The sequence below is a fragment of the Indolivaga macrotermitis genome (genome assembly GCF_900128985.1).
Lineage (GTDB): Bacteria > Bacteroidota > Bacteroidia > Bacteroidales > Dysgonomonadaceae > Dysgonomonas_A > Dysgonomonas_A macrotermitis.
This window is the reverse complement of sequence record NZ_FQUC01000012.1, coordinates 72185-97747: the sequence shown is the minus strand read 5'-3', so window position 1 is coordinate 97747 and position 25563 is coordinate 72185. Positions and strand designations below refer to the sequence as shown.

General features: G+C 38.8%; 28 protein-coding genes. 12 read left to right on the top strand and 16 right to left on the bottom strand.

The annotated features are described in order from the left end of the window. Positions 1-178: 178 nt before the first annotated feature. Positions 179-1267 carry an HU domain-containing protein gene (locus tag BUC12_RS14740; RefSeq protein ID WP_062180744.1) on the top strand — a complete coding sequence of 363 codons (1089 nt, stop codon included), beginning with the start codon at positions 179-181 and terminating at the stop codon, positions 1265-1267. A 186-nt stretch (positions 1268-1453) separates the two neighbouring features. Here BUC12_RS14740 and BUC12_RS14735 read toward each other — a convergent pair whose 3' ends face one another. From BUC12_RS14735 to lpdA, 5 genes are all read right to left on the bottom strand, one after another. Then, positions 1454-1963, bottom strand: coding sequence for a flavodoxin (locus BUC12_RS14735; protein WP_062180748.1), 510 nt, complete (start codon positions 1961-1963; stop codon positions 1454-1456). A gap of 93 nt (positions 1964-2056) precedes the next feature. After that, a complete protein-coding gene (locus tag BUC12_RS14730; RefSeq protein WP_062180751.1) occupies positions 2057-4090 on the bottom strand; it encodes an alpha-ketoacid dehydrogenase subunit alpha/beta in 2034 nt (677 codons plus the stop codon). Between the two features lie 49 nt (positions 4091-4139). Continuing rightward, complete coding sequence (locus BUC12_RS14725) at positions 4140-5459, bottom strand: dihydrolipoamide acetyltransferase family protein (protein ID WP_062180754.1); 1320 nt, start codon at positions 5457-5459, stop codon at positions 4140-4142. A gap of 40 nt (positions 5460-5499) precedes the next feature. Then, entirely contained in the window at positions 5500-6276 is a 777-nt protein-coding gene (locus BUC12_RS14720; RefSeq protein ID WP_062180757.1) for a lipoate--protein ligase family protein, read from the bottom strand. Between the two features lie 13 nt (positions 6277-6289). After that, positions 6290-7639, bottom strand: coding sequence for a dihydrolipoyl dehydrogenase (gene lpdA, locus BUC12_RS14715; RefSeq protein ID WP_062180759.1), 1350 nt, complete (start codon positions 7637-7639; stop codon positions 6290-6292). A 284-nt stretch (positions 7640-7923) separates the two neighbouring features. Between lpdA and BUC12_RS14710 the strand changes: the two genes are divergently transcribed. Next, positions 7924-9465, top strand: a complete 1542-nt coding sequence (locus BUC12_RS14710) for a S41 family peptidase (protein WP_062180763.1) — start codon at positions 7924-7926, stop codon at positions 9463-9465. Between the two features lie 61 nt (positions 9466-9526). Here the strand turns inward: BUC12_RS14710 and BUC12_RS14705 are convergent, their stop codons facing one another. After that, a complete protein-coding gene (locus tag BUC12_RS14705; RefSeq protein ID WP_062180766.1) occupies positions 9527-10063 on the bottom strand; it encodes an HDIG domain-containing metalloprotein in 537 nt (178 codons plus the stop codon). A gap of 89 nt (positions 10064-10152) precedes the next feature. Between BUC12_RS14705 and BUC12_RS14700 the strand changes: the two genes are divergently transcribed. The 5 genes from BUC12_RS14700 (at position 10153) to BUC12_RS20105 (ending at position 13676) form a co-directional block, all read left to right on the top strand. Next, the gene (locus tag BUC12_RS14700; protein ID WP_062180769.1) at positions 10153-11319 is read left to right on the top strand and encodes an exo-beta-N-acetylmuramidase NamZ family protein; all 1167 of its coding nucleotides are present in this window, start codon (positions 10153-10155) and stop codon (positions 11317-11319) included. A 23-nt stretch (positions 11320-11342) separates the two neighbouring features. After that, on the top strand, positions 11343-12488 hold the full coding sequence (locus BUC12_RS14695) for a hypothetical protein (RefSeq protein ID WP_062180772.1): 1146 nt from the start codon (positions 11343-11345) through the stop codon (positions 12486-12488). After that, the gene (locus BUC12_RS14690; RefSeq protein WP_062180775.1) at positions 12463-12831 is read left to right on the top strand and encodes a nuclear transport factor 2 family protein; all 369 of its coding nucleotides are present in this window, start codon (positions 12463-12465) and stop codon (positions 12829-12831) included. Before BUC12_RS14695 ends, BUC12_RS14690 begins: the two co-directional genes overlap by 26 nt. Positions 12832-13116: 285 nt before the next feature. Continuing rightward, positions 13117-13521, top strand: coding sequence for a CPBP family glutamic-type intramembrane protease (locus BUC12_RS14685; protein ID WP_157257531.1), 405 nt, complete (start codon positions 13117-13119; stop codon positions 13519-13521). Positions 13522-13538: 17 nt separating this feature from the next. After that, positions 13539-13676: a hypothetical protein gene (locus tag BUC12_RS20105; RefSeq protein WP_157257533.1), complete on the top strand. Its 138-nt coding sequence runs from the start codon at positions 13539-13541 to the stop codon at positions 13674-13676. A 74-nt stretch (positions 13677-13750) separates the two neighbouring features. Here the strand turns inward: BUC12_RS20105 and galE are convergent, their stop codons facing one another. From galE to BUC12_RS14665, 4 genes are all read right to left on the bottom strand, one after another. Beyond that, entirely contained in the window at positions 13751-14785 is a 1035-nt protein-coding gene (galE, locus tag BUC12_RS14680; RefSeq protein WP_062180781.1) for a UDP-glucose 4-epimerase GalE, read from the bottom strand. Between the two features lie 32 nt (positions 14786-14817). Then, positions 14818-15279: a GNAT family N-acetyltransferase gene (locus BUC12_RS14675; protein WP_062180784.1), complete on the bottom strand. Its 462-nt coding sequence runs from the start codon at positions 15277-15279 to the stop codon at positions 14818-14820. Between the two features lie 199 nt (positions 15280-15478). Next, entirely contained in the window at positions 15479-16933 is a 1455-nt protein-coding gene (locus tag BUC12_RS14670) for a DUF3868 domain-containing protein (protein WP_062180787.1), read from the bottom strand. 15 nt (positions 16934-16948) lie between these two features. Then, a complete protein-coding gene (locus tag BUC12_RS14665) occupies positions 16949-17530 on the bottom strand; it encodes a DUF3575 domain-containing protein (RefSeq protein WP_062180789.1) in 582 nt (193 codons plus the stop codon). Between the two features lie 215 nt (positions 17531-17745). On the opposite strand from BUC12_RS14665, the gene BUC12_RS14660 reads away from it, so the two are divergent. The 3 genes from BUC12_RS14660 to BUC12_RS14650 all read left to right on the top strand — a co-directional run bounded on the left by BUC12_RS14660 (position 17746) and on the right by BUC12_RS14650 (position 20127). Beyond that, positions 17746-18318, top strand: a complete 573-nt coding sequence (locus tag BUC12_RS14660) for a Crp/Fnr family transcriptional regulator (protein ID WP_062180792.1) — start codon at positions 17746-17748, stop codon at positions 18316-18318. 98 nt (positions 18319-18416) lie between these two features. Continuing rightward, positions 18417-18806 carry a pyridoxamine 5'-phosphate oxidase family protein gene (locus BUC12_RS14655; protein ID WP_062180795.1) on the top strand — a complete coding sequence of 130 codons (390 nt, stop codon included), beginning with the start codon at positions 18417-18419 and terminating at the stop codon, positions 18804-18806. A gap of 337 nt (positions 18807-19143) precedes the next feature. Next, positions 19144-20127, top strand: coding sequence for a ketoacyl-ACP synthase III (locus tag BUC12_RS14650; RefSeq protein ID WP_062180798.1), 984 nt, complete (start codon positions 19144-19146; stop codon positions 20125-20127). 61 nt (positions 20128-20188) lie between these two features. On the opposite strand, the gene BUC12_RS14645 is transcribed toward BUC12_RS14650, so the two are convergent. From BUC12_RS14645 to BUC12_RS14620, 6 genes are read right to left on the bottom strand one after another with little or no spacing between them, the layout of a single operon-like run. Continuing rightward, positions 20189-20605, bottom strand: coding sequence for a hypothetical protein (locus tag BUC12_RS14645; RefSeq protein WP_062180801.1), 417 nt, complete (start codon positions 20603-20605; stop codon positions 20189-20191). Between the two features lie 16 nt (positions 20606-20621). Then, on the bottom strand, positions 20622-21149 hold the full coding sequence (locus tag BUC12_RS14640) for a hypothetical protein (protein ID WP_139262072.1): 528 nt from the start codon (positions 21147-21149) through the stop codon (positions 20622-20624). Between the two features lie 59 nt (positions 21150-21208). After that, positions 21209-21637 (bottom strand): hypothetical protein, encoded by a 429-nt coding sequence (locus BUC12_RS14635; RefSeq protein WP_062180807.1) that lies wholly within the window; start codon positions 21635-21637, stop codon positions 21209-21211. A gap of 13 nt (positions 21638-21650) precedes the next feature. Then, positions 21651-22430, bottom strand: a complete 780-nt coding sequence (locus BUC12_RS19750; RefSeq protein ID WP_062180810.1) for a DUF6973 domain-containing protein — start codon at positions 22428-22430, stop codon at positions 21651-21653. Positions 22431-22434: 4 nt separating this feature from the next. Then, positions 22435-23817, bottom strand: coding sequence for a T9SS type A sorting domain-containing protein (locus tag BUC12_RS14625; RefSeq protein WP_062180813.1), 1383 nt, complete (start codon positions 23815-23817; stop codon positions 22435-22437). A gap of 60 nt (positions 23818-23877) precedes the next feature. Continuing rightward, positions 23878-24468 carry a hypothetical protein gene (locus tag BUC12_RS14620; protein ID WP_139262070.1) on the bottom strand — a complete coding sequence of 197 codons (591 nt, stop codon included), beginning with the start codon at positions 24466-24468 and terminating at the stop codon, positions 23878-23880. 451 nt (positions 24469-24919) lie between these two features. On the opposite strand from BUC12_RS14620, the gene rnpA reads away from it, so the two are divergent. Next, a complete protein-coding gene (gene rnpA, locus BUC12_RS14610) occupies positions 24920-25339 on the top strand; it encodes a ribonuclease P protein component (RefSeq protein ID WP_062180822.1) in 420 nt (139 codons plus the stop codon). Next, positions 25332-25553 carry a membrane protein insertion efficiency factor YidD gene (gene yidD, locus BUC12_RS14605; RefSeq protein ID WP_087880259.1) on the top strand — a complete coding sequence of 74 codons (222 nt, stop codon included), beginning with the start codon at positions 25332-25334 and terminating at the stop codon, positions 25551-25553. Before rnpA ends, yidD begins: the two co-directional genes overlap by 8 nt. The last annotated feature ends 10 nt before the right edge of the window (positions 25554-25563 follow it).

The following is a 25563-nucleotide window of genomic DNA, read 5'->3' as shown; positions in this document are numbered from 1 at the left end:
CTTTTAGTGTTACTGATATGTTTAGAGTTTTAGATTGGGTTTAAAAGTAAGTAAAATATATCTGCGTATTTTTTTTGTCAGACCTTTTAATCTTATACTCACTTCTATAAATAAATTCTATAAAACTTTGCATGTTAAGGTAGGCTATTGCTTGAATAATAACTCTTATATTTGTATTATGAAAGAATTCTCTTTACATATCGACTATCTGATTCTGAAGCACGATTGTGTTATTATCCCCGATTTCGGAGGATTTGTAGTGCGTCGTGAAGCTGCTAAGGTAACAGAGAATGGTGTTATTACCCCTCCTCAGGTATATGTAGGCTTTAATCCTGATCTTAAATATAATGACGGATTACTGGCAGAATCATATATGACTGTTTATTCCATTTCGTATGATATTGCCTGTAAAAAGATAGGTGATGTTGTGCAACGTCTCAATACTGTATTGGGATTGAGGCAACCGGTAGTTATCGGAAAAATAGGGAAATTGCTTTTGGATGATGAAAATCGTTTGAGTTTTATTCCAAACAGTGACTTCTCAATATCTCATCCGGAGACATTTGGCCTTGAAGCTTTAGATTTTAAGCGTTTGGCTGTTGTTGCTGAGATAGAGAAGAATGAGGTCGTTTCGAACCGTAAATCTTTGTATCAACGTGTTTTTGCCGGTATTGGAGCTGCTGCCGCTGCCGTTCTGGTTTTTTTCGTCGCTTCTACCCCAATATATGAAACGAATAATGAAAAGCAACGGTCGGGATTCTTTACAGATGTTTTGTCTATAACTCCTTCTATCGCTAAGAAAACGACAGTGTTATCAGAAAATAGTACTGTGAATAATGATGGACTCCAGCCAACTGTTGAACTCCTTGAGAATCGAGTAAACGAAACCGTTGAAGCCAGTGGTTCGGTATCTTTAGCTCCGAATGCTATTGAAACGTCTGTGAGTTTGCCTAAAGCGGATGAAACAGAAGTGGTTAAGGCTCAAAAAGAAGAGAAAAAACAATCTGCTGTTAAAAAGGAAGTAGTTAAAACTCCTCGATATTATGTAATAATAGGTAGTGCAACTTCTAAGAATGAAGCACAAAAGCTTTTGCGTCAATTACAGACTGAAGGTTATAGAACTGCTTCTATTCTTAATTCAAACGAAAGACCACGTATCTATATAAGTGCTTTTTCTGATAAGGCCCAAGCGGAGACTTATGCCGCTAATTTCAGAAATAAAAATCCTCGCTTAAATGATGCTTGGGTTTATACAAAAAGAAACTGATTCTGATCGGTTCGAAATTGTGAATAATTCTACTGTGTTATATAAGTTAAAAGCCGAAAGTTATACTTTCGGCTTTTTTAATTGTCTGAGGATTCTTGTTTTATGACTTTTGTATTCTTCTGTTATAGAAAACTGATTAAATATGTATGTGTTTCGTTTTTCTGTTTTCTATAATTATGGTTTTATTTAGTTGAGTTCCTTTTTGAGTTGTTTTACCCATTCAGAAATACGGCTTTCATTTTTGTCTGCCTGATTTTCGTAATCGATAACCAAACCTAAGAATTTGTTGTCTCTTACAGCTGCCGAATGGTCGAATTTGTAACCTTCGGTAGATGTAAAACCTATTAGTTTAGCTCCGTTTGATTCGAAGAAACCACCTAAAATACCTACACCATCAGCAAAGTTATCTGGATATTTCTTTTGATCACCCAGTCCGAAGATAGCGACTTTCTTTCCTTTCATCTTCAGAGTTTCAAGGTCGGGTAACAGTTCATCCCAATATGTAGGAAGTTCGCCATCAAACCAAGTTGATGCTCCGGCAATGATATTGTCGTATTTTTCAAAATCTTTTGCAGATGCGTCTTCTATCGAGATGATATCGACTTCTGCATAATCATCGATAGCGTCTTTGATCTTCTGTCCGACTTTCGCAGTTTTTCCAGTTTCGCTTCCAAAGAATATTCCAATCTTTTTCATGACTCTTGTGTTTTCTTTCTATTGTTTTAATTCTGTTTAATCAAATTATAGGATATGCTTGATTTAACTAAAGTAATTCTAAGGTACTAGACCTTAGAATTCCAAAAGTTTTTTAGCTGCTTCGTAAATTTTTTCTTCACTGGGTAAAACCGCCTTTTCTAGAATAGGGTGGAATCCTACCGGTGTGAAAGTTGAACCTACTCGTTTAACAGGTGCATCCAGATATTGGAAAATTTCGTCGTTGATGGTCGATACAATTTCGCCACCGAAACCTCCAAATACTTTATCTTCGTGTACGATCAATGCTTTATTGGTTTTCTTTACCGACTCGAAAATAGCTTCTTTGTCGAGAGGCATAAGTGTACGTAGGTCTATTACCTCTACATCCCAGTTTTCTTTAGCCAGGCGTTCTGCGGCATTTAAACTCAACAGGAGAGTATTTCCGTAAGTAACGATGGTAAGGTCTTTGCCTTCTCTTCTGATACGGGCTTTACCGAAAGGAACTTCGAAGTCGTCAGGGATAACAGCAGATGCTTCTACCGAATTGTATTGACATTTAGGTTCGAGAAATACAGTTAATCCTTTTGACCGTAAGCTGGTGCGGAGTAATCCGGCTGCATCGTCGGCAAAACAAGGATATACTACACGCGATCCCGGTAAGCTGGTGAATACTGCCTCAAGATTTTGAGAGTGATATATACCTCCTCCAATATAACCGCCTGATGCCAGACGAAGTGTGATATTGGGAGAGAATTTACCATTGCTTCTCCAATAGTCGTGTGTACATTCGATATATTGTTCCATAGCAGGCCAGAAATAGTCAGCAAATTCGGCTCCTTCCACTACAATACGGATTTTAGGATCGAAACGGCTCATACCATTTGCTGTACCTACAATAAAGTCTTCTGCGATAGGAGCATTGAATACCCGGTCTTCGCCAAACTCTTGCTGCATACCCTTCGATACGTTGAAGACTCCTCCTTTGTCTTTATTGGCAACATCTTGCCCCCAAAGGAAAGTATCCGGATTGTGGCGAAACTCGGCTTTCAGTGTTTCGTTGATAGCAGTAACCAGATTTTTCTTTTCACCCTGTTCGTTGTGTGTTCCGTCTGTGTATTTTTGAGGTACGTAGGGATCGGGAGTTACAAAATCAAAGATCGTTTTAGGATCAGGATCAGGCGCAGATAATGCTTTGCGGTTAGCCTGGCTTAATTCTTTCTTGGCATTAGCTTCAATCTCTTTCAGTTCTTCATCAGTAAAACGTTTGTAACGTATCAGCATTCTGCGGAATTTCAATAACGGGTCTGCAGCTTTAACGTATGCTAATTCGTTTTCGTCGCGGTACAACGTATGTTTATCGGAATTTGAGTGTGAGCCGATACGTACACAGTTTGCCTGAACGATTACCGGAGTCCGGTTTTCGATAGCATACTCACGTGCTTCGGTCATAGCATTCATCGAATCGAACACGTCTTTACCGTTACAATGTATGATACGCAGGTTTTTGAAGCCTGTGAAATTATCAGCTACCTTGCGGTTGGCTGTCTGGTCTTTTTTCGGAACAGAGATACCGTAACCGTTATCCTGAATTACAAATATAACAGGGAGTCTTTCTTTTGATGCTCCGTTGATTGCTTCGTAAACATATCCTTCGGATGTTGCTGAATCTCCGTGTGAAGTAATGGCTACTCCTTTTTGTTTGTAATATACCAAAGCACGTGCAACACCTACTGCATGCAGGTCGTGGTTACCTGTTGCCGACGATACGTTTTCGATATGCCACTCAGGCTTAGCGAAGTGGTTCGACATATGACGTCCTCCACTGGCGGGGTCGGTAGCTTTCGAAATACCATTCAGAATTAGTTCTTCTGCGGTAACTCCTGCGGATAAAACTGTAAGCATATCACGGTAGTACGGGAACATAAAGTCTTTACCTTTGGTAAAAACCTGTCCCATAGCTAACTGTATGCCATCGTGACCAGCATATGGTGCGTGGTACGACCATCCGAGCGATTGAAGGAGGTAAGCGGGTGCTTTTTCGTCGATAGCCCGTCCTAATGTCATCAGGTGATACCAGTTGGCTAAAGTTTTTTTATCGGTGCTTTTTATATCGTATTTCTTTTTCATGTCTTTTTAATTTAAGAAAATTGGAAATAAGAAGAGTAAGGCTAATGCCTTATTCTTCCCAGTTTTCGAGGTACTCTGCAATGCGGTGAAGGAAGTTTCCTCCAAGCATTCCGTCTACTACCCTGTGGTCGTATGACAATGACAGATACATTTTTTCTCTGATCGCAATAACAGGACCGTCGGGCGTTTCAACAATCGAAGGCTTTTTCTCGATAATACCTACACCAAGTATAGCTACTTCGGGCTGATTGATGATAGGTGTACCGAACAGGCTCTTGAATGACCCGAAGTTGGTAATAGTAAATGTACCTCCCTGAATTTCGTCCGGCATCAGTTTGTTTCGTCTGGCTTTGTCAGCCATAGATGCGATTGATGTTGCCAGTCCGGTAATATTCAGTTTATCCGCATTCTTAACTACAGGCACGATAAGGTTACCGTCAGGTAAAGAAACTGCGATACCTACATTGATATATTTCTTTTCGATAATGTTATATCCATCTACAGATGAATTAACACGAGGGAAATCTTTCAGTGCTTTAGCTGATGCTTCTACGATTGCAGGCATGTAAGTAAGGCTTACACCTTCACGTTTCTTGAATGCATCTTTGTTTTTCTCGCGCCAGCGAACCAGTTTAGTAACATCTACTTCGATTACATTGGTTACGTGTGGAGATATCTTTTTCGAAGAAACCATACGGTCGGCAATAATACGGCGGATCGGATCCATTGCTATTACTTCTGTATCTTCGCCTGATGTTACAGGAGCTGCTGTCTTAGGCGTACTTTCTGCAACTGGTGCTGATGCAACCGGTCTTTCTGCCGGAGCCGGAGCTTTTGCAGCCGGAGCAGAAGCCGGAACACCTGATTTTTTGCTGGCAATATAGAGGTCGATATCGCGTTTGCTCAATCGTCCTTCGTATCCTGTACCTGCGATAGAATCCAGTTCTTCTTTTCCTATATTAGCGGTTTTTGCGCTTTGAAGTACTACCGGCGAATACCATCTGTCTCCACTGGCTTTAGTCAGTTTTTCGGGTGCTGCATTTGCTGCCGGAGCTTCAGTCTGAGGAGCTTCTTCTGTTTTCGCTGCAGATTCCGCAGGTGCTGTGGTTTCTTCTGCGTCGCCTTCTCCATCCAGAGCTACAAGGGCCACAACTGTACCTACGGCTACAGTATCGCCTTCGTTAAATAAAATCTTAGTTATTTTTCCGGCTACAGGTGAAGGTATTTCCGCACTTACTTTAGCCGTGTTTACTTCGAATAAAATGTCGTCTTCTTCGATATTATCTCCGACTTTAACAGACCACGAGATAATAGTTCCTTCTGTGATACTTTCGCCCAATTTGGGCATTTTTATTTCAAAAGCTGCCATAGTTATAATTTATTGAGGTCTCAGACCTTTTGTTATTTCTTTAAATATTTGCAGGAATGGGAAATGGCTCGGGAATCCGTTTTTCTGTTTTTCCGTGAAAATTCCATTCCTTGGTTGCGTATTTTTTGTCTCTTAGAATGTTGATAGCCCTGATGTCTTCTTCGTTGATCTTGTACATTCCGTTACCTTCTTTTTCGTGTAGAAAGTAATCGAAAACAAAGTCTTTCAGATAGTCCAGATCCATTGGTTCAGCCAGGTTCTCCAGAATATTTGTTACCGGACTTTTTACCGATTGAACATATATTTTCGAATCCTTATTGTTCTCAACCTGTTTAGGATCACTGTCTAATGTCGCGGTCAGGGTTTTCAGGTCGGACGAAAAGAGTAGAGTAGCGTGGTACATTACCTTGTCTTTATGAACGCACTGTGCGCTCCCCGATATTTTTAGCCCGTTTACATTGATTGTCCGGCGGTTGTCGGCCTGAGCCTGTATACCTAATTTCGAAAGCAGGTCTACTGTCCGTGCTGTAAAGCGGTCGAAATCGGCATTTGTATTCCGTTCGATAAATGTAAGGTTGATGTTTCCGAGATCGTGAAATACACTTCCGCCTCCGGTTAAACGCCTGACTATTTTGATTTGTTTCTTTTCTACGAAATCAAGATTCACCTCAGCCAATACATTCTGATATTTGCCGATGATCACAGAGGGTTCGTTTTGCCAAAGCATAAAGATATCTTCCGAAAAGTTTTTCAGCAGATATTCCTCTGTAGCCAAGTTGAAATAAGGATCAGTATATATATTGTTGATGCAAAGCATATCCGTTGTTTTTTTAAGAGAATAATACTTCGTGAAGAATTTCTCCGACAGTTGGATGTGGGTATACATGTTTGCGGAATTCTTCTACTGTATCTCCGTTCTCGATAGCTATTCCGGCTACCAGAATAATTTCGGATACAGGATTACCCAGCATATGACATCCGATGATCTGGTCGTTAGGATTTACAATGATTTTGCAAAGCCCGCTACCGGTCTCATTTTCTGCTATGAAACGTCCGGAGTGTGCCATCGGCAGTTTTAATACACGGAAAGGTTCTCCGGCGGCAGTGAGTTCTTCTTCTGTTTTACCTACACCAGCTATTTCGGGGTTGGTATATACTACGCCCGGAATTGCCTTGTAACTCATAGGGTCGTCGATGCCTACTATATGATGTATTGCAACTTCGCCTTCCCTGATAGCTGTATGCGCCAACAGAGAGAATCCTGTGATGTCTCCGGCTGCATATACATTAGGGTGCGATGTCTGCATATATTGATTTACGGCTACGCCATTTCCTTTCATCACAATATTCAGGCTTTCAAGGCCTAAACCTTTTGTGACGGGGCGGCGTCCTACACTGACTAGTACTTTTTCGGCTTCTATAGTCTGTGACTTACCGTCTTTTTCTACTGTAACACCTTTTTTACTTACTTCGGTTACTTTGGTGTTCATGTAAAACTTAACACCTTTTTTAGCATAGTCACTGCGGAGCATAGCAGATGTCTCTTTGTCCATTGCTCCCAGTATTTCGGGCATCATTTCTATAACATGTACCTGAACTCCCATGCTGTTAAAGACAGAAGCAAACTCGATACCGATGACTCCACCACCAATAATGGCTATGGATTTAGGTAATTCGGTACTTTCCAAAGCTTCTTTGGATGTCCAGTATGGAATATCAGAAAGCCCTTTGATTGGAGGGATAACCGTTTCTGATCCTGTACAGATCAGCAGGTATTTTACCTGATAGGTTTTGCCTGCCGCCGAGATTTGGATAAGATCGCCTTTTTCTCCTTCGATAGTGGCTGTATCTTTGATAACGGTTACACCGGCTGTAGATAGTTTGTAGCTGACACCACCGGTCAGTTTTTGTACAACTTTGTCTTTTCTTTTGATAATTTGGGGATAATCGGCAGTGGTTTCACCCTTTACCGAGATACCATACTTATCGGCACCCTTGATACTGTCGTATATTTTGGAAGAGTACAATAAGGTTTTAGTAGGAATACAACCTTCGTTAAGACATACGCCTCCAAGATATTTTTTCTCGAAAAGTATAGTCTGTAATCCGTTTTCCGCAGCTTTTTCAGCAGCATTATAACCGGCAGGTCCTCCTCCGATAATTGCTAAGTCAAAATCCATGGTTTTATATTGTAAATTTTATAGTTATTAATAATATATACTAAACAGATAGGCTTGAAATATGTTTAATAAACTCTGTTTATGCTATATATGAAAAACCAGTATTATGGATGACCGGGAGAAGATGCCTTTGGCGGTTTTATGCGATGGATTATCTATAAATCAGGTCTATATGTCGATCGGATTATACATTTGGTCGTCTTTTTACTATATTTGTAAGTAACCGGACAGGCTTATAGAGCCTGTTGTTTTTTATCGATTATTATTGATATTTTTTATAGACAATGAAAACAAAATTTATTTTTTTTATATTCCTGCTCGGATGTATATATCTGGGATTTGCTTGTAGTGACGACGATGAGAGTACCGAAACCCCGACAACGGGAACCGATACGGATACAGACGACGAAACCGACTTGTCCGATAATGCTTATGTGAATAATTGGATTTATGAAGAAATGGATGAGTGGTATCTGTGGCGTGATCAGATGCCCGAGAAAACGAGCCTGAACTTTGAATCAGATCCTGAGACTTTTTTCAGTAAGTTGCTTTATTCAGAGGAGAGTTCGAAAGGATATACTTTCTCTGCAATTGATACAAGTCATGATGGTTTACTGGCAACGGCTTCTATGTCAGCATCTACAGTTTCGTCTTCTATAGGGTTTGAATATATTGCAACTCAGACTGCTATGGCGGCTTATCCGGTGGCGTTTATTGTAACCTATGTATATCCCAATACCGATGCAAAAGCTAAGGGGCTGAAAAGAGGCGATGTTATTTTCACGGTTAATAACCAGTCTATTACACTGTCAAATTATTCGACTATTCTTTCGGGAAATAGCAGTTATACATTTTATGTGAATAATTATGCCGATAGTTCCGGTTTTGATTTAACGGTAATGACAACTGCCGGCTATGAGGAAAACCCGGTATTGTTAGACAGTATTTATACAGTGAATAATCACACTATCGGTTATCTGGTATATAATTCCTTTACTCCGAAAGACTTGGTAAACAGGGCGTATGATGTGGAGTTGCTTGACAAACTGGCTGATTTTAAATCGAAAGGAGTTACGGATGTTATTCTCGACCTGCGATACAATGGAGGTGGATACCTTGTTTCGGCTCAGGCTTTGGCCAGTGCTTTGGTTCCTACTCTGAATACTAAAAATCTTTTTGAAATATTGACTTATAACTCGGTAAAACAAGCTGAACTGGATAAACTATCAGATACGAATGCTACAAAGATCAGCTATATGTATGATTATTTTATTGACGAACTGTTGAGTAGTTCCAATAAGAAGCTTGCATCTATACCGACACTTGGTTCGCAATTGAATAATCTTTATATAATCGGAACATTTCAGACAGCATCAGCCAGTGAGTTGATAATAAATTCTCTGAAACCATATTATTCCGAAGCATCTAAAACTTTAAAGGTTGTGGGTGAGAATACTGTTGGGAAAAACGTGGGTTCTATAGCTTTTTCCGAAGATAATGACAGCCGTAATACTTATGTGCTTTGGCCTATAACATTTAAGGTGCATAATAAGAATCTGGAGTCGGATTACTCCGGAGGTTTTGATCCTGATGTTCCTGCCGATGAATTAAAATACCTTACAACCGAAGGCGTGGGACTTAAGGAATTAGGCGATCGGGAAGAAATATTACTCGATGCTGCGATTAAAGATATAACCGGAGTGACAAGCGTATCTGCACAACTGCGTTCGTCTTCTGCATTCAGTATTAAGGCAATAGGATCATCTAACGATAAGAAGGCTTTAAATAAGAAGATACTTGATACTAAGAGTAGGGGAAACCTTTAATTTTGTTTGATATTGATTCGCATAAAAAATCCCGGACTTTTATTTAAGTCCGGGATTCTTTTTATAAAAATATTTTACACCATTCGTCAAACTGATTGACTGACCGTTCTCCGAACCGGGATAATTTTTTCTTGATAGTTTCAATTGATTTTTCTTCTCCCAGATGCGTTTTGGAGAAGAAACAGTCTGCAAAACAAATTACTTTTTCTTCGATGCTTAAAGGCATCATTTCACGATGGGGTACAGGTAGGTTCTGGTCTGTTATTTCCTGTAAAGTAAGCCCCGCCCCGGTGTGGCGTTCGCATACCAAAGCATGTTTTGGGAAGCCTTCTTTTTGCAGAAGTTCGCTGCCTAAGTAGCCATGTGCCATATACGGGTATTCGCCGTAACAGTCTATCGAAGGCGCATGTGTCTTAAAAATACCGATATCGTGCAGCATACCCGCTTCGCGTACAAAATGTACATTGATGTTCAGTTCGGGGTGGTTGCGGGCTATATCCAAAGCTTTACGGGTAACATCCGAACTGTGATTGATAAGGATGTTATAGAGATTAGAATTTTCTTCGTAATATTTATTAATAATATCTATTGGGTTCATATTCTTTCTTTTTATCCAAATGTCACTTATCTTTTGTTATTAGAATCATAGAATAACACTTATCTTTACGTCATTAAATAACGAAATTCATGAAAAAAGGTTTTTTACTACTACTCTTTTTTATATTGTTTGCCGGGCAGATGGATGCGGCAGATAAAATCAGGGTTGGAGCTGATAAAATAGAAAAACTTTTGCCTCTGGTAAACAATAAGAATGTGGCGTTGGTTATAAATCACACCAGTTGCCAGACAAACGGAACACACCTTTTGGATGCGCTGTTGTCTGAACACGTAAATGTAGTGAAAATATTTGCACCCGAGCATGGTTTCAGAGGAAATGCCGATGCCGGGGAACGCATCATAAATGGAAAAGACTCTAAAACAGGTTTGCCTCTGGTTTCGTTATATGGTAAAACCAAGAAACCTACGGCTGAAATGCTGCAAGGTGTCGATATTGTGATCTTTGATATACAAGACGTAGGCGCCCGTTTCTATACATATATCAGTACTATGCATTATGTAATGGAGGCTTGTGCCGAAAATGACAAACCGTTGATTGTTTTAGACAGGCCTAATCCACACGATTATATAGACGGACCGGTTTTGAAACCGGCTTATAAATCGTTTGTAGGGATGCATCCTATACCTATATTACATGGTTTGACTATCGGTGAACTGGCACAGATGGTCAATGGCGAAGGGTGGCTCTCAGGTAAAGCTAAATGCAACCTGACTGTGATTCCGGTGGATGGGTGGAAGCACGGAGACAGGTACCCGTTGCCTGTAAAACCGTCGCCTAATTTGCCGAATGAGCAAGCTATCAACCTATATGCTTCATTATGCTTTTTCGAAGCTACTAATGTTAGCGTAGGACGCGGAACGTATTATCCATTTCAGGTGGTAGGTTATCCCGATTCGCGTTTTGGCTCTTTTACATTCACTCCGGTTTCGTTAGAAGGATTTGATAAGAATCCGTTGCAAAAAGATAAACTATGTTACGGAGTTGATCTCCGGGACTTGAAATTCGATCAGGGGCTTACTCTTAAATATCTGATACAGTTTTATAAGAAGTCGGGTTTAGGGGCAAAATTTTTCAAGTCTCCTAAATTTATGAATATGCTTGCCGGATCGGACCAGTTACAGAGGCAGATACTATCGGGGATGTCGGAAGAGGCTATCCGGAAAACATGGGCTGATGACCTGAACCGGTATAAGGCTAAAAGGAAAAAATATCTTCTGTATGAGGATAAAGAATAGTTGAGGTTAAATGAGAATGAAAAATGAGTACAAATAAGTATTGTTTACTCTGTGGAAAACCTGTAGAAGAAGGACAGGAATTTTGTGAAGATTGTAGAGACCATATGGAAAACCAGTATGCTACCGATTTTCTAGATAATAAACCTGATGTTGTTCAGCCGGAAGATGAGAATGAAAAACCTGAAGATATTGAGCCGGAAGAGCATCAGCCTGTTGAGGAAACAGAGGTAGAACAATCCGGAAGTGAACCGACGAAGAAAGGGATGTCGAAAGCCGTTATATTCATTTTAATGGGATGCTTTATATTGGTGGCGATAGGTGTTGTTGGGACTATAAAGGTAATAGAACAACGCGAGTCGGAAGAAAAAGAGCTTAAATTCTGGAATAAAAGTGTAGATGAAAATACAGTTTTGTCTTACTCTAAATATCTGGTAACCTACCGCAATGGTAAATTTGTTGATGAGGCAAACGAGCGTATAAGGAAGATACGGAAGGAGGAAATAGCTGCTTGGGAAAAATTGAAAAAATCGTCTGACCTTAACGCTTTCTACGCTTATATAAGCGAAAATCCTAAAACTCCGTACTTGTCCCAGATCAGGGATATTATGGATTCCCTTACATGGGTGTCGACTCTCAAAGATGATTCAGCAGATGCTTATAAGGCTTATCTGGAAAATGTGAAACTTGAAAATATTTCGGGAAAACATGTCGATGAGGCCAATGAACGATACCAATACCTGTCTTCCATTGTTGTGGTAGAAGGTGCTTCGTTGGAAAGCCTCAAACTTGATCTGGATGATTTTTTCAAAAAGCTGGCACAAAATAACCAAAGGGAGCTGCTGAAAGAATTTACATCGTCTGTATATTATTATACCGGTAAAAAAACTGCCACCGAAATTGTAGCTGATATAACCAAAGAGCGCAAAGATGATAAGGTGAAAAAAATAACTTATAATCCGATACACGATTCCCTTTATGCAAAAAGGGATAATCAAGGAATCGTTTTCGCCGAGCTGTCGGTAAAGAGTGTAACATCTTTCAATGTAAGGAAGAAAAAAGATGAAACAGATACTTTAAGCTTGCTTATTGAGTTAGATAAAGATAAAAAAATACGGTCGATTAAGACTAAAAACAACACAACGAATGGAACTCAAACAAGAAATAATTAAGTGTGAAGAAACTTTACTCGAAGCAATGAGAACTGCCGATCTGGCGACTTTAGATAAACTGATCTCTGATGATTTGATCTTTAATGTTCCCGATGGGAGCATGATCACCAAACAAATGGATCTGGATGCTTATAAATCCGGTAATATGGTTTTGGAGACAATGGATTGTGTCGACCGGGAGATACAGGTATCGGGAGATACTGCTGTTGTTTCTACTCAGGTGTTTATGAAGGGCTATTTTATGCAGCAGCCTATGGAAGGAAGAACCCGCTTCTTCCGTACTTGGAAAAAAGTAGACGGAAACTGGCAGATAATAGGTGGCGCCAGCATATTTATAGGATAAGAATATATTCCTATCCCCCCACTAAAATAGAATAACAGAGGTGTATCAGTAACAGATATGCCTCTGTTGTTCTATTGAGTTGTTTTAGGCATATCTCAATTTTTTCTTTTCAGACTGAAAGTTTAACTGTAAACTGTTATAAAAAAGGGAAAGTTCTATTATGTGTTGTTAATATGTATGTTTCTAGTTTTGCTGTTGATGGAGACAGCACTCGATTCAAGGATAAAAGTAATACGGTTCATTGAAGGGAGAAGGGGAGTTTTTCTCTTTTACTACTTGTTACTGATGCTTAGTTTTTTTATCGTTAATGGTATCGATTACTATTTCGAAATTTTATATCAATACCAATCTCCTCCTAAAACGATCTATAATGAAATTGTCGCTCCTATAATTGTCGCTCCTGTTGTAGAAACCATAATTAATCTGGTAATACCCTATTTGGTTCTTTCTCGGTTTTTGGGTATAAACAACTTTTTCACTCTTATTATCATAGCTGTGTCATTCAGTCTGGCGCATAAAACTCATTATGATTTGTATGAGTTTCTATACTTTTTCATTGCCGGTTCTGTTTTGGGATGGTATTTCATTAAGTTATATGAAAATGGTTCTATGATACATGCTATAATTGTTTCTATTCTATTGCATTCGATATTTAACTTAACAGTAACAGCTTTAATTCATATATTCTAAATTTATAAAACTACATTATGAAAACAAAAATCAAACAATTGAACAAGACTGAGATGAATAAATTGCAAGGTGGCGCGTGTAAGGTGCTGCAATATACTATAAAGTATGGAGATGCGCGAGGTGATATTCCTTTTCAGGCACTAAAAACAAGATAAGAGGGAATGTTCTTTATGTAGAAAGAAAAGGCTGAAATTTATATTTCAGCCTTTTTTTATGATTATTTCTATTATTACATAATTCCTTTTTCCCTTAGCTTTTCCTGCCACTTCCAGGCAGAAGCCATTGTGTCAGATATAGGAGTTTGAGCAGTCCACCCCAAAACTTTATTCGCTTTTTCGGGATTAGCCCATATTTTGATAATGTCTCCTTCGCGGCGTCCTACAATCTTGTAGTTTACTTTCACTCCGGTTACTTTCTCAAATACATTGATAAGCTCCAGTACAGATAGTCCGTCGCCTGTGCCGAGATTGAATACTTCGACTTTTTCATTCGACTTGTCTTGTAGCATACGGTCAATTGCGATGACGTGGGCTTTAGCCAGGTCTACCACATTGATGAAGTCGCGTACACATGATCCGTCAGGAGTATCATAATCGTCTCCGAATATGCTCAGCTCTTTGCGGATTCCCATAGCTGTTTGTGTAATGAAAGGCACAAGGTTCTGTGGCACTCCGTTGGGTAACTCTCCGATTTCAGCCGAAGGATGCGAACCTACCGGATTAAAATAGCGAAGGATTATGCTTTTGATATTGGCTCCCGAACGAATGAAGTCCTGAATGATTTCTTCATTTATTTGTTTGGTATTACCATAAGGCGATGCAGCCGGCTTGATCGGAGCTGTTTCGTCAATAGGATTTACATCAGGCTCGCCATAAACGGTGCATGATGAAGAGAATACAATACCTTTTACATCGAACTGGGGCATCAGTTCCAGTAGATTTATCAGTGATACGATATTATTTTTGTAATATAGTAAAGGCTTCTGTACCGATTCGCCTACGGCTTTGCTTGCTGCAAAATGGATAATTCCGCTTATAGGAGCATATTTTGTGAAAATATTTTTCATAGAAGCCTCGTCGTTGCAATCTACATTTTCGAAAGCAGGACGAATTCCGGTTATACGCTCAATACCATCTATGCTATCGGCTGTCGAGTTCGACAGGTTATCAACCACAATCACATCGTATCCGGCGTTTTGAAGTTCTACAACTGTGTGAGAACCAATGTATCCGGCACCACCTGTTACTAAGATTTTTTGTTTCATAACTATGCTTGTTTTTTTTAGATGTTATATTTTTACTTCTTTTCCATTCGGATATGAGGAATATCGTCCTCGAGATAGGGTTCGCCAACTTGTACAAAACCATGGCTTTCGTAAAACGCTTTCAGATATAACTGAGCCGAAATAGTGAGTCGCGTCTCGTTAAACTGTACTCTGATTAGTTCTATGGCTTTGTCCATCATTTGATGTCCGTATCCGTATTTGCGGTAATCTTTTGCAACCACCACACGTCCTATACTGGCTTGCTCAAAATAGTCTCCTTTACCGAATAAGCGGCAATAGGCAATGAGCCTGTTTCCGGCATAGCCTTGAAGATGCCTTGCTTTTTGGTCTTTAAAATCGGGATCGAGATAAGGGCAGTTTTGTTCCACAACAAAGATATCGGCTCTGAGATGAAGAATTTTATACAATTTATCAAGAGTTAATTCTTCAAACCGGTCTACTTCCCACTTTATAGATTTATCACTATGGGGCATTCGTTATTAAATTAAAAGCGAATTACAAAGTTATATTTTTTTTTAGAATGTAAGAGGTTGTTTTATTTTTACTGTCGAAATTTAAACAGATTACTTATTATAAAAAAGAAGGAGATAGCGATTCTCTGATCAGCTATCTCCTTTGCTTTAGTGAAGATAAAAATGAATATTTAGTTCCAAGTACGGTTTGCCGATATCTTTATTTTGCGGTTTCGAGCTGCTTCAAATTTACTTTAGCGGCAGGTATTCCGGCTTTCGATGCTTTTTCGAACTCAACTTTGGCTTTTCCGGTATCTTTCAGAAGTAGATAATATACACCCAGATTGTTCGAATACTCGGGGCTGTTCTTGTCTGACTTGTCGAGATATATCTTTGCGTTTTGAGTATCTTTTTGAGACAATAATGCGGCTGCATAGTTCAGATTGGCTATAGCATTGTCCGGATATGTTTTTGCTGCTGTTTCGAATGCTTCGGCAAACGACGGGCTACCTTCGGGATAAGTGTTAGCCAGTTGGTAAATTTCGGAAAGGCTCAGTTGGTTGGCCTTATCTTTCAGATTTGCTTTAGTTTCGTCTACAGTATAATTTTTAACAGTATAATATGCTTCTCCGACTACCTTTCTCAGTTTGGGATAGACATTTGTAAGTAGTTCTTTGTACGCCGAGCCTCCTGCAAATGTTTTCAGTTTGCTTTTTCTTGAATCAACGTTATCTGTGTTCCGGATAATATCCAGTATTCCTTCTTTACGGCTTATATCGGAAGCATTGAGTAAGGAAACCAGCCCGTCCCAGTTTTCGCCACCGTATTGTACCTGATAAATATCAGATGGCATTGCCAGCTTTTGTGCAAGATAATTCTTAAGGGCTTCGGCACGTTCCTTAGATAATTTTTCGTTGATGGCTACCGATCCTTCGGGTGAGGCAAAACCTGTGATAATTATTTTTGAAATCTGGATACTGTTATCTGATTTGATAGAATTTATTTTTTCTTCGACTTTACTCAACTCATACAAATTGTTCATATAGTTGGGAAGGATTGTCGATTGGTTCACCGGAAAATCTAAGGCTGTTTCCCATTTCGATGAACGTTCTTTTATCTCTTCCTTACGTGGTTCTATATAAGCTAATATCGGGATATACGGTTGTGCTTTTACCTCCCCTGCAAAGTTAGCAGCCAGTGTTTCCGTATATGTTTCCTGTTGATGTCCTCCACATCCGCACAGGTCTTCTTTTACTTGTAACTGAGAGGTTTCCATCCAGCTTTCGTAAGGAATGACGGTATTGTATTGTATCGTGTTGTTCAGGGAATTCTCTTTTACGACCTTATAGAAATCGAGCTGTTCCGCCTGATCTTTTTTCAGGTTGATAGATCTTTCGTACACTTTGTGCCGGGTCGATCCGTTGATCAGTACTGGGGGCAATGTGCGCTGGTTTCCATTACTCGAAAGCAAAGGGGTAAGGGTCAACGAACGTTGGTTGTCGATGTCGAGCTTCTCAATGTCTATCTGCATGCTGACGTACAAGGAGTCGCCTTTTTGTTGCAGTTGGCTTGAGTTTACATTGATCTGTTCTTTATATATATTCTGAGCGGATAAAACTATAGGAGTACCCGAAAATAGTGTGGCTATGAATATACTGTATATAATCTTTTTCATGTTCTTTCCGACTGTTTATTTGAAAATATAAATAACGCTGAGACCTACTTTGGTTGGCCCCCAATAGTTTTTGGAATCGCTTTTTAATTTAGTTCCGCATTCTTCGCATCTGTATTTATCGTAGTCGATGTGGGCATAGCCGGCACCTACTGTTGCTTCGAGGCTCCAGCGATTGCTCAATACCCACTGATATCCGTACGAAATACCTCCGCCGTACAGGTTGCCTTCGTAACGGTGCTCTTCAATTCCGAGCATTTTAATCCCTCCGACATTAAATTCGGAATAATGTCCGTGGAATCCGATGAAATGTCCGTTAAACCTTTCGCAGAACCAATACCGGATTTCCGGTTGAACAAGCCAGTGTTTTATTTTTTTGTTGTCACCAAAATCCCACGGGTTATAATTCCCCGAGATGTCTAAGGTGAATTTATCTGATAATCCTATTTCAATACCGAGGTTGGGTGTTGTTGTTAACCAATACAAAGCATTAGTTTTGATTGCAAAACTTGGTTTATATAGATTTTCTTGTGTGTTTTGTGCGTTTACCCCACATACGGATAAGAAGAAAATGCATATATAAAATAGCTTTTTTTTCATGTTTTGTGAATTTTTTGAATTATTTAGTTCTTTCTTATTTCAAAACAGAATCAGTTAAAAAAAGTTTGTAAAATCTTAAATATTAACAAATGTTAAGGGTTCGGGGTTTGTGATTTCTATCTGCGTTGTATCCGGTCTGTTTTCCGTATATTTTATGACAGGGTTTTAAATCTCTTGTTTCTTTTGATTAGTTTTGTTTTTCATAACACAGTAATATGTACAAGAATCTTATAGATCATATAGAGAAATATGTCCCGCTAAAGGATTCGGAAGTTGAAACGGTTTGCGATTGTTTCGGTTCTTTTTCCTTGAATAATAAGGCTTTCCTGCTGAATGAGGGTGAAGTCTGTAAGTCGTATTATTTTACGGCTAAGGGTTGTCTGAGAATGTTTTTCTATAATGATAAGGGTATGGAGCAGACTGTACAGTTCGCTCTTGAGAATTGGTGGCTGACCGATCTTTTCAGTTTTATGGATCAGATTCCATCATCTTATAGTGTACAGGCTATCGAGAAGTCCGAGATATTAGCTGTCGATGCAGCTAATTACAATCGGTTACTGGAAGAAGTTCCTGTACTCGAACGTTATTTCAGAATTATGTCTCAAAGGGCGTTGGCGGCATACCAGTTTAGGATGAAACTGATATACAGCTTGTCGAAGGAAGATATGTACTGGCATTTTGCCTCGTCGTTTCCTCAGTTTGTACAGCGGATACCTCAATATATGCTGGCTTCTTATTTAGGCCTGACTCCGGAATACTTGAGCGAGTTAAGAAAAAAGGTACGGTAAAAAATGGTCTTATGAGCGTTTCTTAAACCAGCTTAATTTTTATACCGAAGGGCTTCCATACTTTTGTAACAAATAATAAATAACGAATAAGAAGAAGTATGGATACCCAGAAGAAATTATCAGACAAATTTTATGAAGTGTTGAGTCACGAAGGTGTGGTTGCTATTGTTTCGTGGACACCCGAAGGGGCTCATGTTGCTAATACGTGGAATTCGTATCTGGTGGTGACCGAAGATGAACGTATATTGATTCCTGCATATGGTTTACGTAAAACCCAAAAGAATGTAACAGCGAATAATCAGATACTTCTTACACTGGGCACACGTGAGGTGTTAGGATACAAAGATTATCAGGGAACGGGCTTTCTGGTAAGCGGTACAGCCCGCTATTTCGATTCGGGTGAAGAATATGATATGATGAAAGAGAAGTTTTCTTTTTTGTCCAGAGTTTTGGAAGTAACCATAACGAAGGCAAAGCAAACTTTGTAAACCAATATAGTTGATAGATATATGATAGCGGGTCTCGAATAGGATCCGCTATCTTTTTAATGGCATAGGCTGTGTCTTTCTATTTTTTATTGTTAATGGGGTTGTTAAAATTCTATATTTCTTTAGCAAAAAGTATCGAATTCCAGTGGGGACATATATTGGGTTTTGTATAAACTTTTATATTTGCCGTACTTTCGGAGGATTGGTTTTCTGTAGTGCGTTGAACTGTTTGGAGACTTGATAAATAATCCGGATTGGAAGAGAATAAAGACTTGTTTAATCCTTTATGGTGCTAATTAACAGAGCGAAATCGGTTATCATATAATAAGAAACGATTATGAATGCAACAATAAGTTCTATCGGGATATATCATCCCGAGAATGAAATTAATAACTCTTTTTTTGAACAATATATAGAAACATCTGATAAATGGATCAGAGACAGGACGGGTATCGAAAAACGGTATTTTTCGGCTCCGGATGAATTTACGAGCGATATGTGCGTAAAGGCGGCGGAAAACCTCAGCGATAATTATGGCAAAGACCTGAGTGATGTTGATTTTGTTATAATTGCCACTACTACACCCGATCAGCTTATACCGAGTGTAGCTAGTCAGGTACAATCCCGGTTGAAAATTAAAAATGCGGGAACAATAGATATTGCTGCTGCCTGTGCCGGATTTGTGAACGGCTTGATTTTGGCTAAAGGACTGATTGCAGCGAACACCCATAAAAAGATATTGGTGATTGGTGCCGATGCTCTTTCGAAGAAGATCGACCTTGAAGACCGTACTACCTGTGTGTTGTTCGGAGATGGGGCAGGTGCTGTTCTGGTCGAAGCTTCGGATGAGAGTCGCATGTTTGAAACTATAACAGGTACAAATGGCGATTATGGAAAAGATTTGTATTTGTCTTATCAGAATGCCCCTATCAGTGGGGTTGAGGTGATAGCTAATGATAAGTTCCATCAAAACGGACGTGTAGTCTATAAATGGGCTGTACAGACATTAAGTAATGGCTTGAAAGAACTTAGCCGGAAGAATGACATGTCGCTGGACGATGTGGACTACTTTGTACCTCACAGTGCCAACTACCGCATGCTGGAGGCGGTTTTCAGCGAATTGGATATGCCTATAGATAAGTGTCTGGATAGTGTACGTAGCTATGGTAATACTTCTGCGGCTTCTGTGCCTTTGGCATGGTTCGAGGGAATAAAAGGTGGTAAGGTCAAGCGGGGCGATAAGCTTATGCTTATTGGCTTTGGCGGTGGTTTTACATATGCAGGGATATGCATAGAAAATCATATGGAGGCAATTTCATAATTTATATTTACCGGCTTTATTCGCATTCTTAAATGGTATAAAGCCGGCGTTTTCTTATCGGTTAATCAATCAGGCTTACTACTCTATTCTCATCCAAAATGAATTTCTGTTTGGGTGAGAAGTAGTTTATGGAATCTATTAATGGGAAAAAATCTACAGCAGTGTAGGGAATCATGTAATGCTGTACCATTCTTTTATTTTTTATAAAAGCAAAAGTCGCATTACCCTCGTAAGATGTTGAAACCATCAAAACATTCTTATCTCCTTCAGAGAAATTCACACCTCTAATACTATCCAATCGTTCATAAGGAGCCATAACATATAGAGTGTCCCAATCTTCCTCAAAGATTGTATTTAATTGAAATGGTTGATTAATAGCTATATTGCTCAGCTTGTTAGTGAAGAATTCATCTTTGTTTAAGTTGCTGCAACTTAATATTGAAATAGAAACAATAATACCGATTGTCCAATTTTTCATTTATGATTAGTTTTAGTTACAATGTAATTATATTTGATGTAAGTTCTAAAGAATATTTTTTTTGTGTTTGCATATCAAAATAATTAATATTGGCCTTTACTTGAACCTTTTTTATAATAGCTTTATCTTTTACTGATACTGAAAAAGCTCTGGTAGGTCCATAGTCTACACCAAATAATTGATAGGATTCTATTTTTGATGATTTAGCTGGTATAGGTACATACATCATTCCTTTTTCTATGTCCTTAGGGTCTGTTTCTTTGGTTATAACGATTATTCTACTTTCTTTTTGAGTTGATTCTTTAGGATTTCCAATGAAAGTATAATATGATAGTGGGGATTTTAAATATTCTCCCATATTTCCAGGCCATTGTGCTCCATTAAAGACAATAATTTCAGATGCATTATTATTGTTAAGAGACACTTTAAGATAAGTTTCGTTATTTTTTATTTCTTTCGAAATGGTTAGTGTAATACTCGTTTGGGTTTTCGAGACTATTCCGAAAGCGAATAACATCATGGTAAGTAAAACGAATCTTTTCATAGATCATTTTTTTGTATATAAAGCCTGAATAATCCTTTATTCAGGCTTTGACTATTTGATTACTCTACCAAACTTACCACCCTTTTTTCATCCAAGATAAACTTCTGCTTGGGTGAAAAGTAATTTATCGAATCTATTAATGGGAAAAAGTCTACAGCTGTATAGGGTATTCGATGATAATTAACCATTTGCCTATTCTTTATAAAAGCAAAAGTTGTATAACCCTCATAGGAAGTCGAAATCATTAAGGAACTTTTATCCCTTTCTGAAAAATTTATTCCGACAATACTGTCTAACTCTTCATAGGGAGAGATTATATAAAGGGTATCCCAGTCTTCTTTTATAATAGTTGACAAATCAAAGGATTGGTGAATCCCAATACTTTCTAAACTGTATATGATTTTTTCCTTTTCTTTGTCTTTACAGCTAAAAAGTATGATTATAACCAATACTATCGTGCTATAGAAAATTATATTTAGAATTTTCATTACTTGTTTATATTTATGGATTAATTATTGAAAGTTTTCCTGCTTTATATGCATTCATTACTTCATTCAAAACTTTCTGATCATCCCATTTGGGGTATGTACCTGCACGTTCTCCTATATCATAGCCGATTCCATTATTGTGTAAGTCCATTGCTTTTACTGCAGGATCATTAAAAGGGTCGCTTTCATGTGCATTTCCAAACTTTTCAGCTAATGTACGACCTTGATCCCTAGTGTTTAATGCAGACCAATAAGCATGTCTTACCGCATCAAGAGGTCCATCTGTCGCTCCAGGTAAGCCTGTAGAGGCAGCACCAGCTTTAGCTTTAGTAGCATTTAGACTGAAATTTTTAGCTGTTCCTGGGTAGTTTTTTACAAATTCTTTCTCAGCTGGAGTTAAATCATTCCAATCCTTTTTGAATTGGTCATAACTACTTTGTTGTCCTCCTCCTTGATAATCAAGACTTGCGAGATAATCTGAATAATACATATCATAGAAACTATCATCAACATAGCTGTCATCCCAACTAGTATCGTTTGACCAGGCATAAAAATCGTTCAGCCAATTATTCCAGCCATCGTCGTAATCTGTAACGGTTACTTCATTCAGCCAATTGTTACCACCAATGCCATAGGTGTCGTTCCACCAATCATCTTCGTTTCCCCAGCCATTGTTATATGAGTTATCGTCGTTGTCTCCCCAACCGCCGTTATTATCCCAAGCTTTGACGGGCTGTAATGCAAATATGCAAATAAATAGTATTGCAATCAATTTATGATAGTGTTTTCTCATAGCGCTACTTTATTATAATTGTTGAATACTTCGTGCTTTCGCCGGCTAACCGTAATACATAACTACCTTTGCTTAATTGGGAGGTGTTTATGTTTATTTGGTTCTCTCCAGCGGATACGTTACTTTCTTTCTGATTATATACTTGTTTTCCTGCTATGTCGAAAATGGATATTTGGATATTTTCGCTTTCTACTGCATTAAACCGTATTGTCAACATATCGGCAAATGGGTTAGGGTATGCTTGTGCCGTCTTTTTTGCTTCGTCCGCTATTATAGGCTGGCTAACAGTACTGCGTTGTAGTATTACATAATTGGGCGGGGTATTTTCGCGGGTTACCTCGCTATATAAAGATATATTGCCCACCAGATAATCGATTCCGTCTTTGTATTCGAGTTTAAACTGCCCGTTTTTCATTTCCAGAGGGCGTTTGTTTTCGTGTAACAGAGTATTGTCGAATATCCATGTCGAATCAGTGCTTATGGCACTGATTTTGATCGGATTTTCTTCATTTTCGACCCATAGCCCGTTGATGTTGTTGTTGTCGTTTTCGAATACTACTTTCAGCTCCGTTTCTTCTTCAATTATTTCGCCCGACCAGTCGTATGTTATTAGTTTTCCGATCCATTCGCCGGATATATTTTGTACTATATTACTTGTATTTTCTACAGGCAGGCATCTTAGCGGAATTTGTGCGCTTAACTTATCATCGGGATTTGCTTTCAGCCTAGTACGAGGTTTTCCGTATTCGTGAGGGTCTACTCTGGCTATAAAGTCTACTGCGCGGCTCATACCCTTGTTTGCAGCCTGTTCGATCCAGAACTTTCCTTGTTCCACATTACGCTCTACACCGTATCCTTTCAGGTAACTGTATCCTAAGTAAAACATACAGGAAGCGTTCCCTTTTTCGGCTCCGGCTTCGAAGTATTCTATAGCTTTTTTATAGTTTTGTTTCCGGCCTTGCCCTTTGTGGTAAGAATAAGCTATGGCATAATCGGTATCTTTGAATCCCATTTCGGCAGCGCGGTCGAAAAGCCGGGCCGCTTTAGTAAAATCTTGCTCGACGCCGTGTCCATTCTTATATGCTATACCGAGGTTGTAAGCTGCTTTTGCATAACCTCTTTGCGCGGCAACGGCAAACATGTGCAATGCCTTAATATCGTTTTGCTTTACTCCGAGTCCGTGTTTATACATCATTCCTAAAGCATTACAGGCTTCCGCATCCCCGTCTTCGGCCAGTTGCTTGAATATATTGTATGCTTTCATATAGCTAAGAGTGACGCCTACTCCATTAAGATTCCGATAAGCATACTTTATAAGTTGGTTGCGGGTAGGTTGGATGCTGTCGGCCTTATTCTGGGCAACAGAAAAAGTGATACTAAATATCATTAGAAATATTAGTATACATATATTGTTTGGTTTGAATTTCATAAGTGTTGATTTATAGGTTTACCACTTATACCCGTTTTGGTATGTTATTCCCTGATGTTTTGCTTTTTGCAAAGCATTGGCTGTTTTTAGAGTTTGTGGTTCAAGCTTTTTTAATTGTGCTATATTTTCTTTCTGGCGTTCTATGTTGTACCTGTCGTTTACGTAAACAAATTTTTCCAACATAAAATATTCGAATATCTCTTTATGTGCCTGCTCGAGATCGCTGTCGTTATAATCTCCCGACTTCCGCAGAATCTTAATCTTAGCTTCGGTTTTCATGGTTATTTCCGAGAAGGAACTGTGTCTGATATATTCGGCTTTTTGTTTATCAGATAATAACATCATGAAACTGTCATTAAAGTTTCTCTTTGCTTTGAATATTAGATCAGATGCTTCATCGATATTCTCAATTTGGTAGATAGCCGAGTCCATTCGCTGTTCAAACATATAATTGAAAAAGAGGAGCTTCGACTGCTGCTCGTTATCTAATTTTACCATTTTGGTAATTTCGGCTACCTTCACTGGAAGTTCTGAACTGGTTTGTGCAAACATAGTTGTCACTCCGCTAATGCTTAAAAAAAGCATTAACGACAAAATTTGTCTTTTCATGGGTTAACGTTTAAATAGTTTGTAAAATCCTATATTTTAGGAATAATGTTGTTTGTTATTTTATAGGTTGATTTTTAATTTATGAGTGTTGTTTTGTATATAAATAAATACCAGTTCAGTTTGTCAGGCAAAGTATTAGTAATAAGTAAAGTGGTTAAGCTTAATATATGCGTTATTGGCAAACATAAGAATAATGTTCAGATAGAAATAATTGGGGTATATGTTTTGCAACATTTTATCTATAAAGAAATATTCGATGCAAATAGATAATAAAAATAAAAAAAACGAATTTAAGTGTTACTTTTGTCACCTTTGTCACTTTTTTAGCTCTGAAGCTTTGAAAGTGAGTTTGTTCCGCAGGTGACAATTTTGTGGGCAGTGTTACCTTTTAGTACACCTTTTTGTATACCTTTGTTACCACCCGGTACAGTATCGTATAAATAGAGAAAGATTGAATAAGATAGAATATACATTATCAAAAGAAGAACGGATATACGCCCAAAAGCGGATAGATTCATTATTCGCCGGAAGCGATAGCTTTATCGCATACCCGCTGCGGATAGTCTATACAATGCGCGAGCCCGAAGAAGGGCTGCCTCCGGTCGCTATTCTGGTAAGTGTTTCGAAAAAGAGATTTAAACGTGCTAATAAACGGAACAGGGTAAAGCGATTGGTCAGAGAAGCTTTCCGACTGAATAAGCAAGCTTTTGTAGAAATTGCACTCAGCACAGGGAAGTCGTTCGATATTGCCTTTTTGTATCTGAAAGACGAATTACCCGATTATGCTGCAATAGAGAAAGCCATGCTGAAAACGGTGGCTGTGTTGAATGAAAGGCTTGTAACAGGAACTGGTAATGAAAATAATTCGTAAGATATTATCGTCCATAGTATTGGGTTTGGTTTATTTTTACCGTTACTCGATATCACCGCTTAAGCCTCCTACATGCAGGTATAGCCCTACTTGTTCCGAATATGCGATAGAAGCAGTTAAAAAGTACGGTCCGTTTAAAGGTACGTGGCTGGCGATAAAAAGAATAGCAAGATGCCATCCGTGGGGAGGACATGGGTTTGACCCCGTTCCCTGATTAATAACAA

What these genes read in the sequence shown, in the direction of transcription:
- BUC12_RS14725 (WP_062180754.1), bottom strand. Translation starts at nt 5,459, where the DNA reads ATGGCAGCTTTTGAAATAAAAATGCCCAAATTGGGCGAAAGTATCACA.
- BUC12_RS14635 (WP_062180807.1), bottom strand. Translation starts at nt 21,637, where the DNA reads ATGAAAATTCTAAATATAATTTTCTATAGCACGATAGTATTGGTTATA.
- BUC12_RS14670 (WP_062180787.1), bottom strand. Translation starts at nt 16,933, where the DNA reads ATGAAAAAGATTATATACAGTATATTCATAGCCACACTATTTTCGGGT.
- galE (WP_062180781.1), bottom strand. Translation starts at nt 14,785, where the DNA reads ATGAAACAAAAAATCTTAGTAACAGGTGGTGCCGGATACATTGGTTCT.
- BUC12_RS14690 (WP_062180775.1), top strand. Translation starts at nt 12,463, where the DNA reads ATGGAACTCAAACAAGAAATAATTAAGTGTGAAGAAACTTTACTCGAA.
- lpdA (WP_062180759.1), bottom strand. Translation starts at nt 7,639, where the DNA reads ATGGATTTTGACTTAGCAATTATCGGAGGAGGACCTGCCGGTTATAAT.
- BUC12_RS14720 (WP_062180757.1), bottom strand. Translation starts at nt 6,276, where the DNA reads ATGCTTTGCATCAACAATATATATACTGATCCTTATTTCAACTTGGCT.
- BUC12_RS19750 (WP_062180810.1), bottom strand. Translation starts at nt 22,430, where the DNA reads ATGAGAAAACACTATCATAAATTGATTGCAATACTATTTATTTGCATA.
- BUC12_RS14740 (WP_062180744.1), top strand. Translation starts at nt 179, where the DNA reads ATGAAAGAATTCTCTTTACATATCGACTATCTGATTCTGAAGCACGAT.
- BUC12_RS14655 (WP_062180795.1), top strand. Translation starts at nt 18,417, where the DNA reads ATGGATACCCAGAAGAAATTATCAGACAAATTTTATGAAGTGTTGAGT.
- BUC12_RS14685 (WP_157257531.1), top strand. Translation starts at nt 13,117, where the DNA reads ATGCTTAGTTTTTTTATCGTTAATGGTATCGATTACTATTTCGAAATT.
- BUC12_RS14695 (WP_062180772.1), top strand. Translation starts at nt 11,343, where the DNA reads ATGAGTACAAATAAGTATTGTTTACTCTGTGGAAAACCTGTAGAAGAA.
- BUC12_RS14650 (WP_062180798.1), top strand. Translation starts at nt 19,144, where the DNA reads ATGAATGCAACAATAAGTTCTATCGGGATATATCATCCCGAGAATGAA.
- BUC12_RS20105 (WP_157257533.1), top strand. Translation starts at nt 13,539, where the DNA reads ATGAAAACAAAAATCAAACAATTGAACAAGACTGAGATGAATAAATTG.
- BUC12_RS14710 (WP_062180763.1), top strand. Translation starts at nt 7,924, where the DNA reads ATGAAAACAAAATTTATTTTTTTTATATTCCTGCTCGGATGTATATAT.
- BUC12_RS14730 (WP_062180751.1), bottom strand. Translation starts at nt 4,090, where the DNA reads ATGAAAAAGAAATACGATATAAAAAGCACCGATAAAAAAACTTTAGCC.
- BUC12_RS14620 (WP_139262070.1), bottom strand. Translation starts at nt 24,468, where the DNA reads ATGAAAAGACAAATTTTGTCGTTAATGCTTTTTTTAAGCATTAGCGGA.
- BUC12_RS14645 (WP_062180801.1), bottom strand. Translation starts at nt 20,605, where the DNA reads ATGAAAAATTGGACAATCGGTATTATTGTTTCTATTTCAATATTAAGT.
- BUC12_RS14660 (WP_062180792.1), top strand. Translation starts at nt 17,746, where the DNA reads ATGTACAAGAATCTTATAGATCATATAGAGAAATATGTCCCGCTAAAG.
- BUC12_RS14640 (WP_139262072.1), bottom strand. Translation starts at nt 21,149, where the DNA reads ATGAAAAGATTCGTTTTACTTACCATGATGTTATTCGCTTTCGGAATA.
- BUC12_RS14735 (WP_062180748.1), bottom strand. Translation starts at nt 1,963, where the DNA reads ATGAAAAAGATTGGAATATTCTTTGGAAGCGAAACTGGAAAAACTGCG.
- BUC12_RS14665 (WP_062180789.1), bottom strand. Translation starts at nt 17,530, where the DNA reads ATGAAAAAAAAGCTATTTTATATATGCATTTTCTTCTTATCCGTATGT.
- BUC12_RS14625 (WP_062180813.1), bottom strand. Translation starts at nt 23,817, where the DNA reads ATGATATTTAGTATCACTTTTTCTGTTGCCCAGAATAAGGCCGACAGC.
- BUC12_RS14675 (WP_062180784.1), bottom strand. Translation starts at nt 15,279, where the DNA reads ATGCCCCATAGTGATAAATCTATAAAGTGGGAAGTAGACCGGTTTGAA.
- BUC12_RS14700 (WP_062180769.1), top strand. Translation starts at nt 10,153, where the DNA reads ATGAAAAAAGGTTTTTTACTACTACTCTTTTTTATATTGTTTGCCGGG.
- BUC12_RS14705 (WP_062180766.1), bottom strand. Translation starts at nt 10,063, where the DNA reads ATGAACCCAATAGATATTATTAATAAATATTACGAAGAAAATTCTAAT.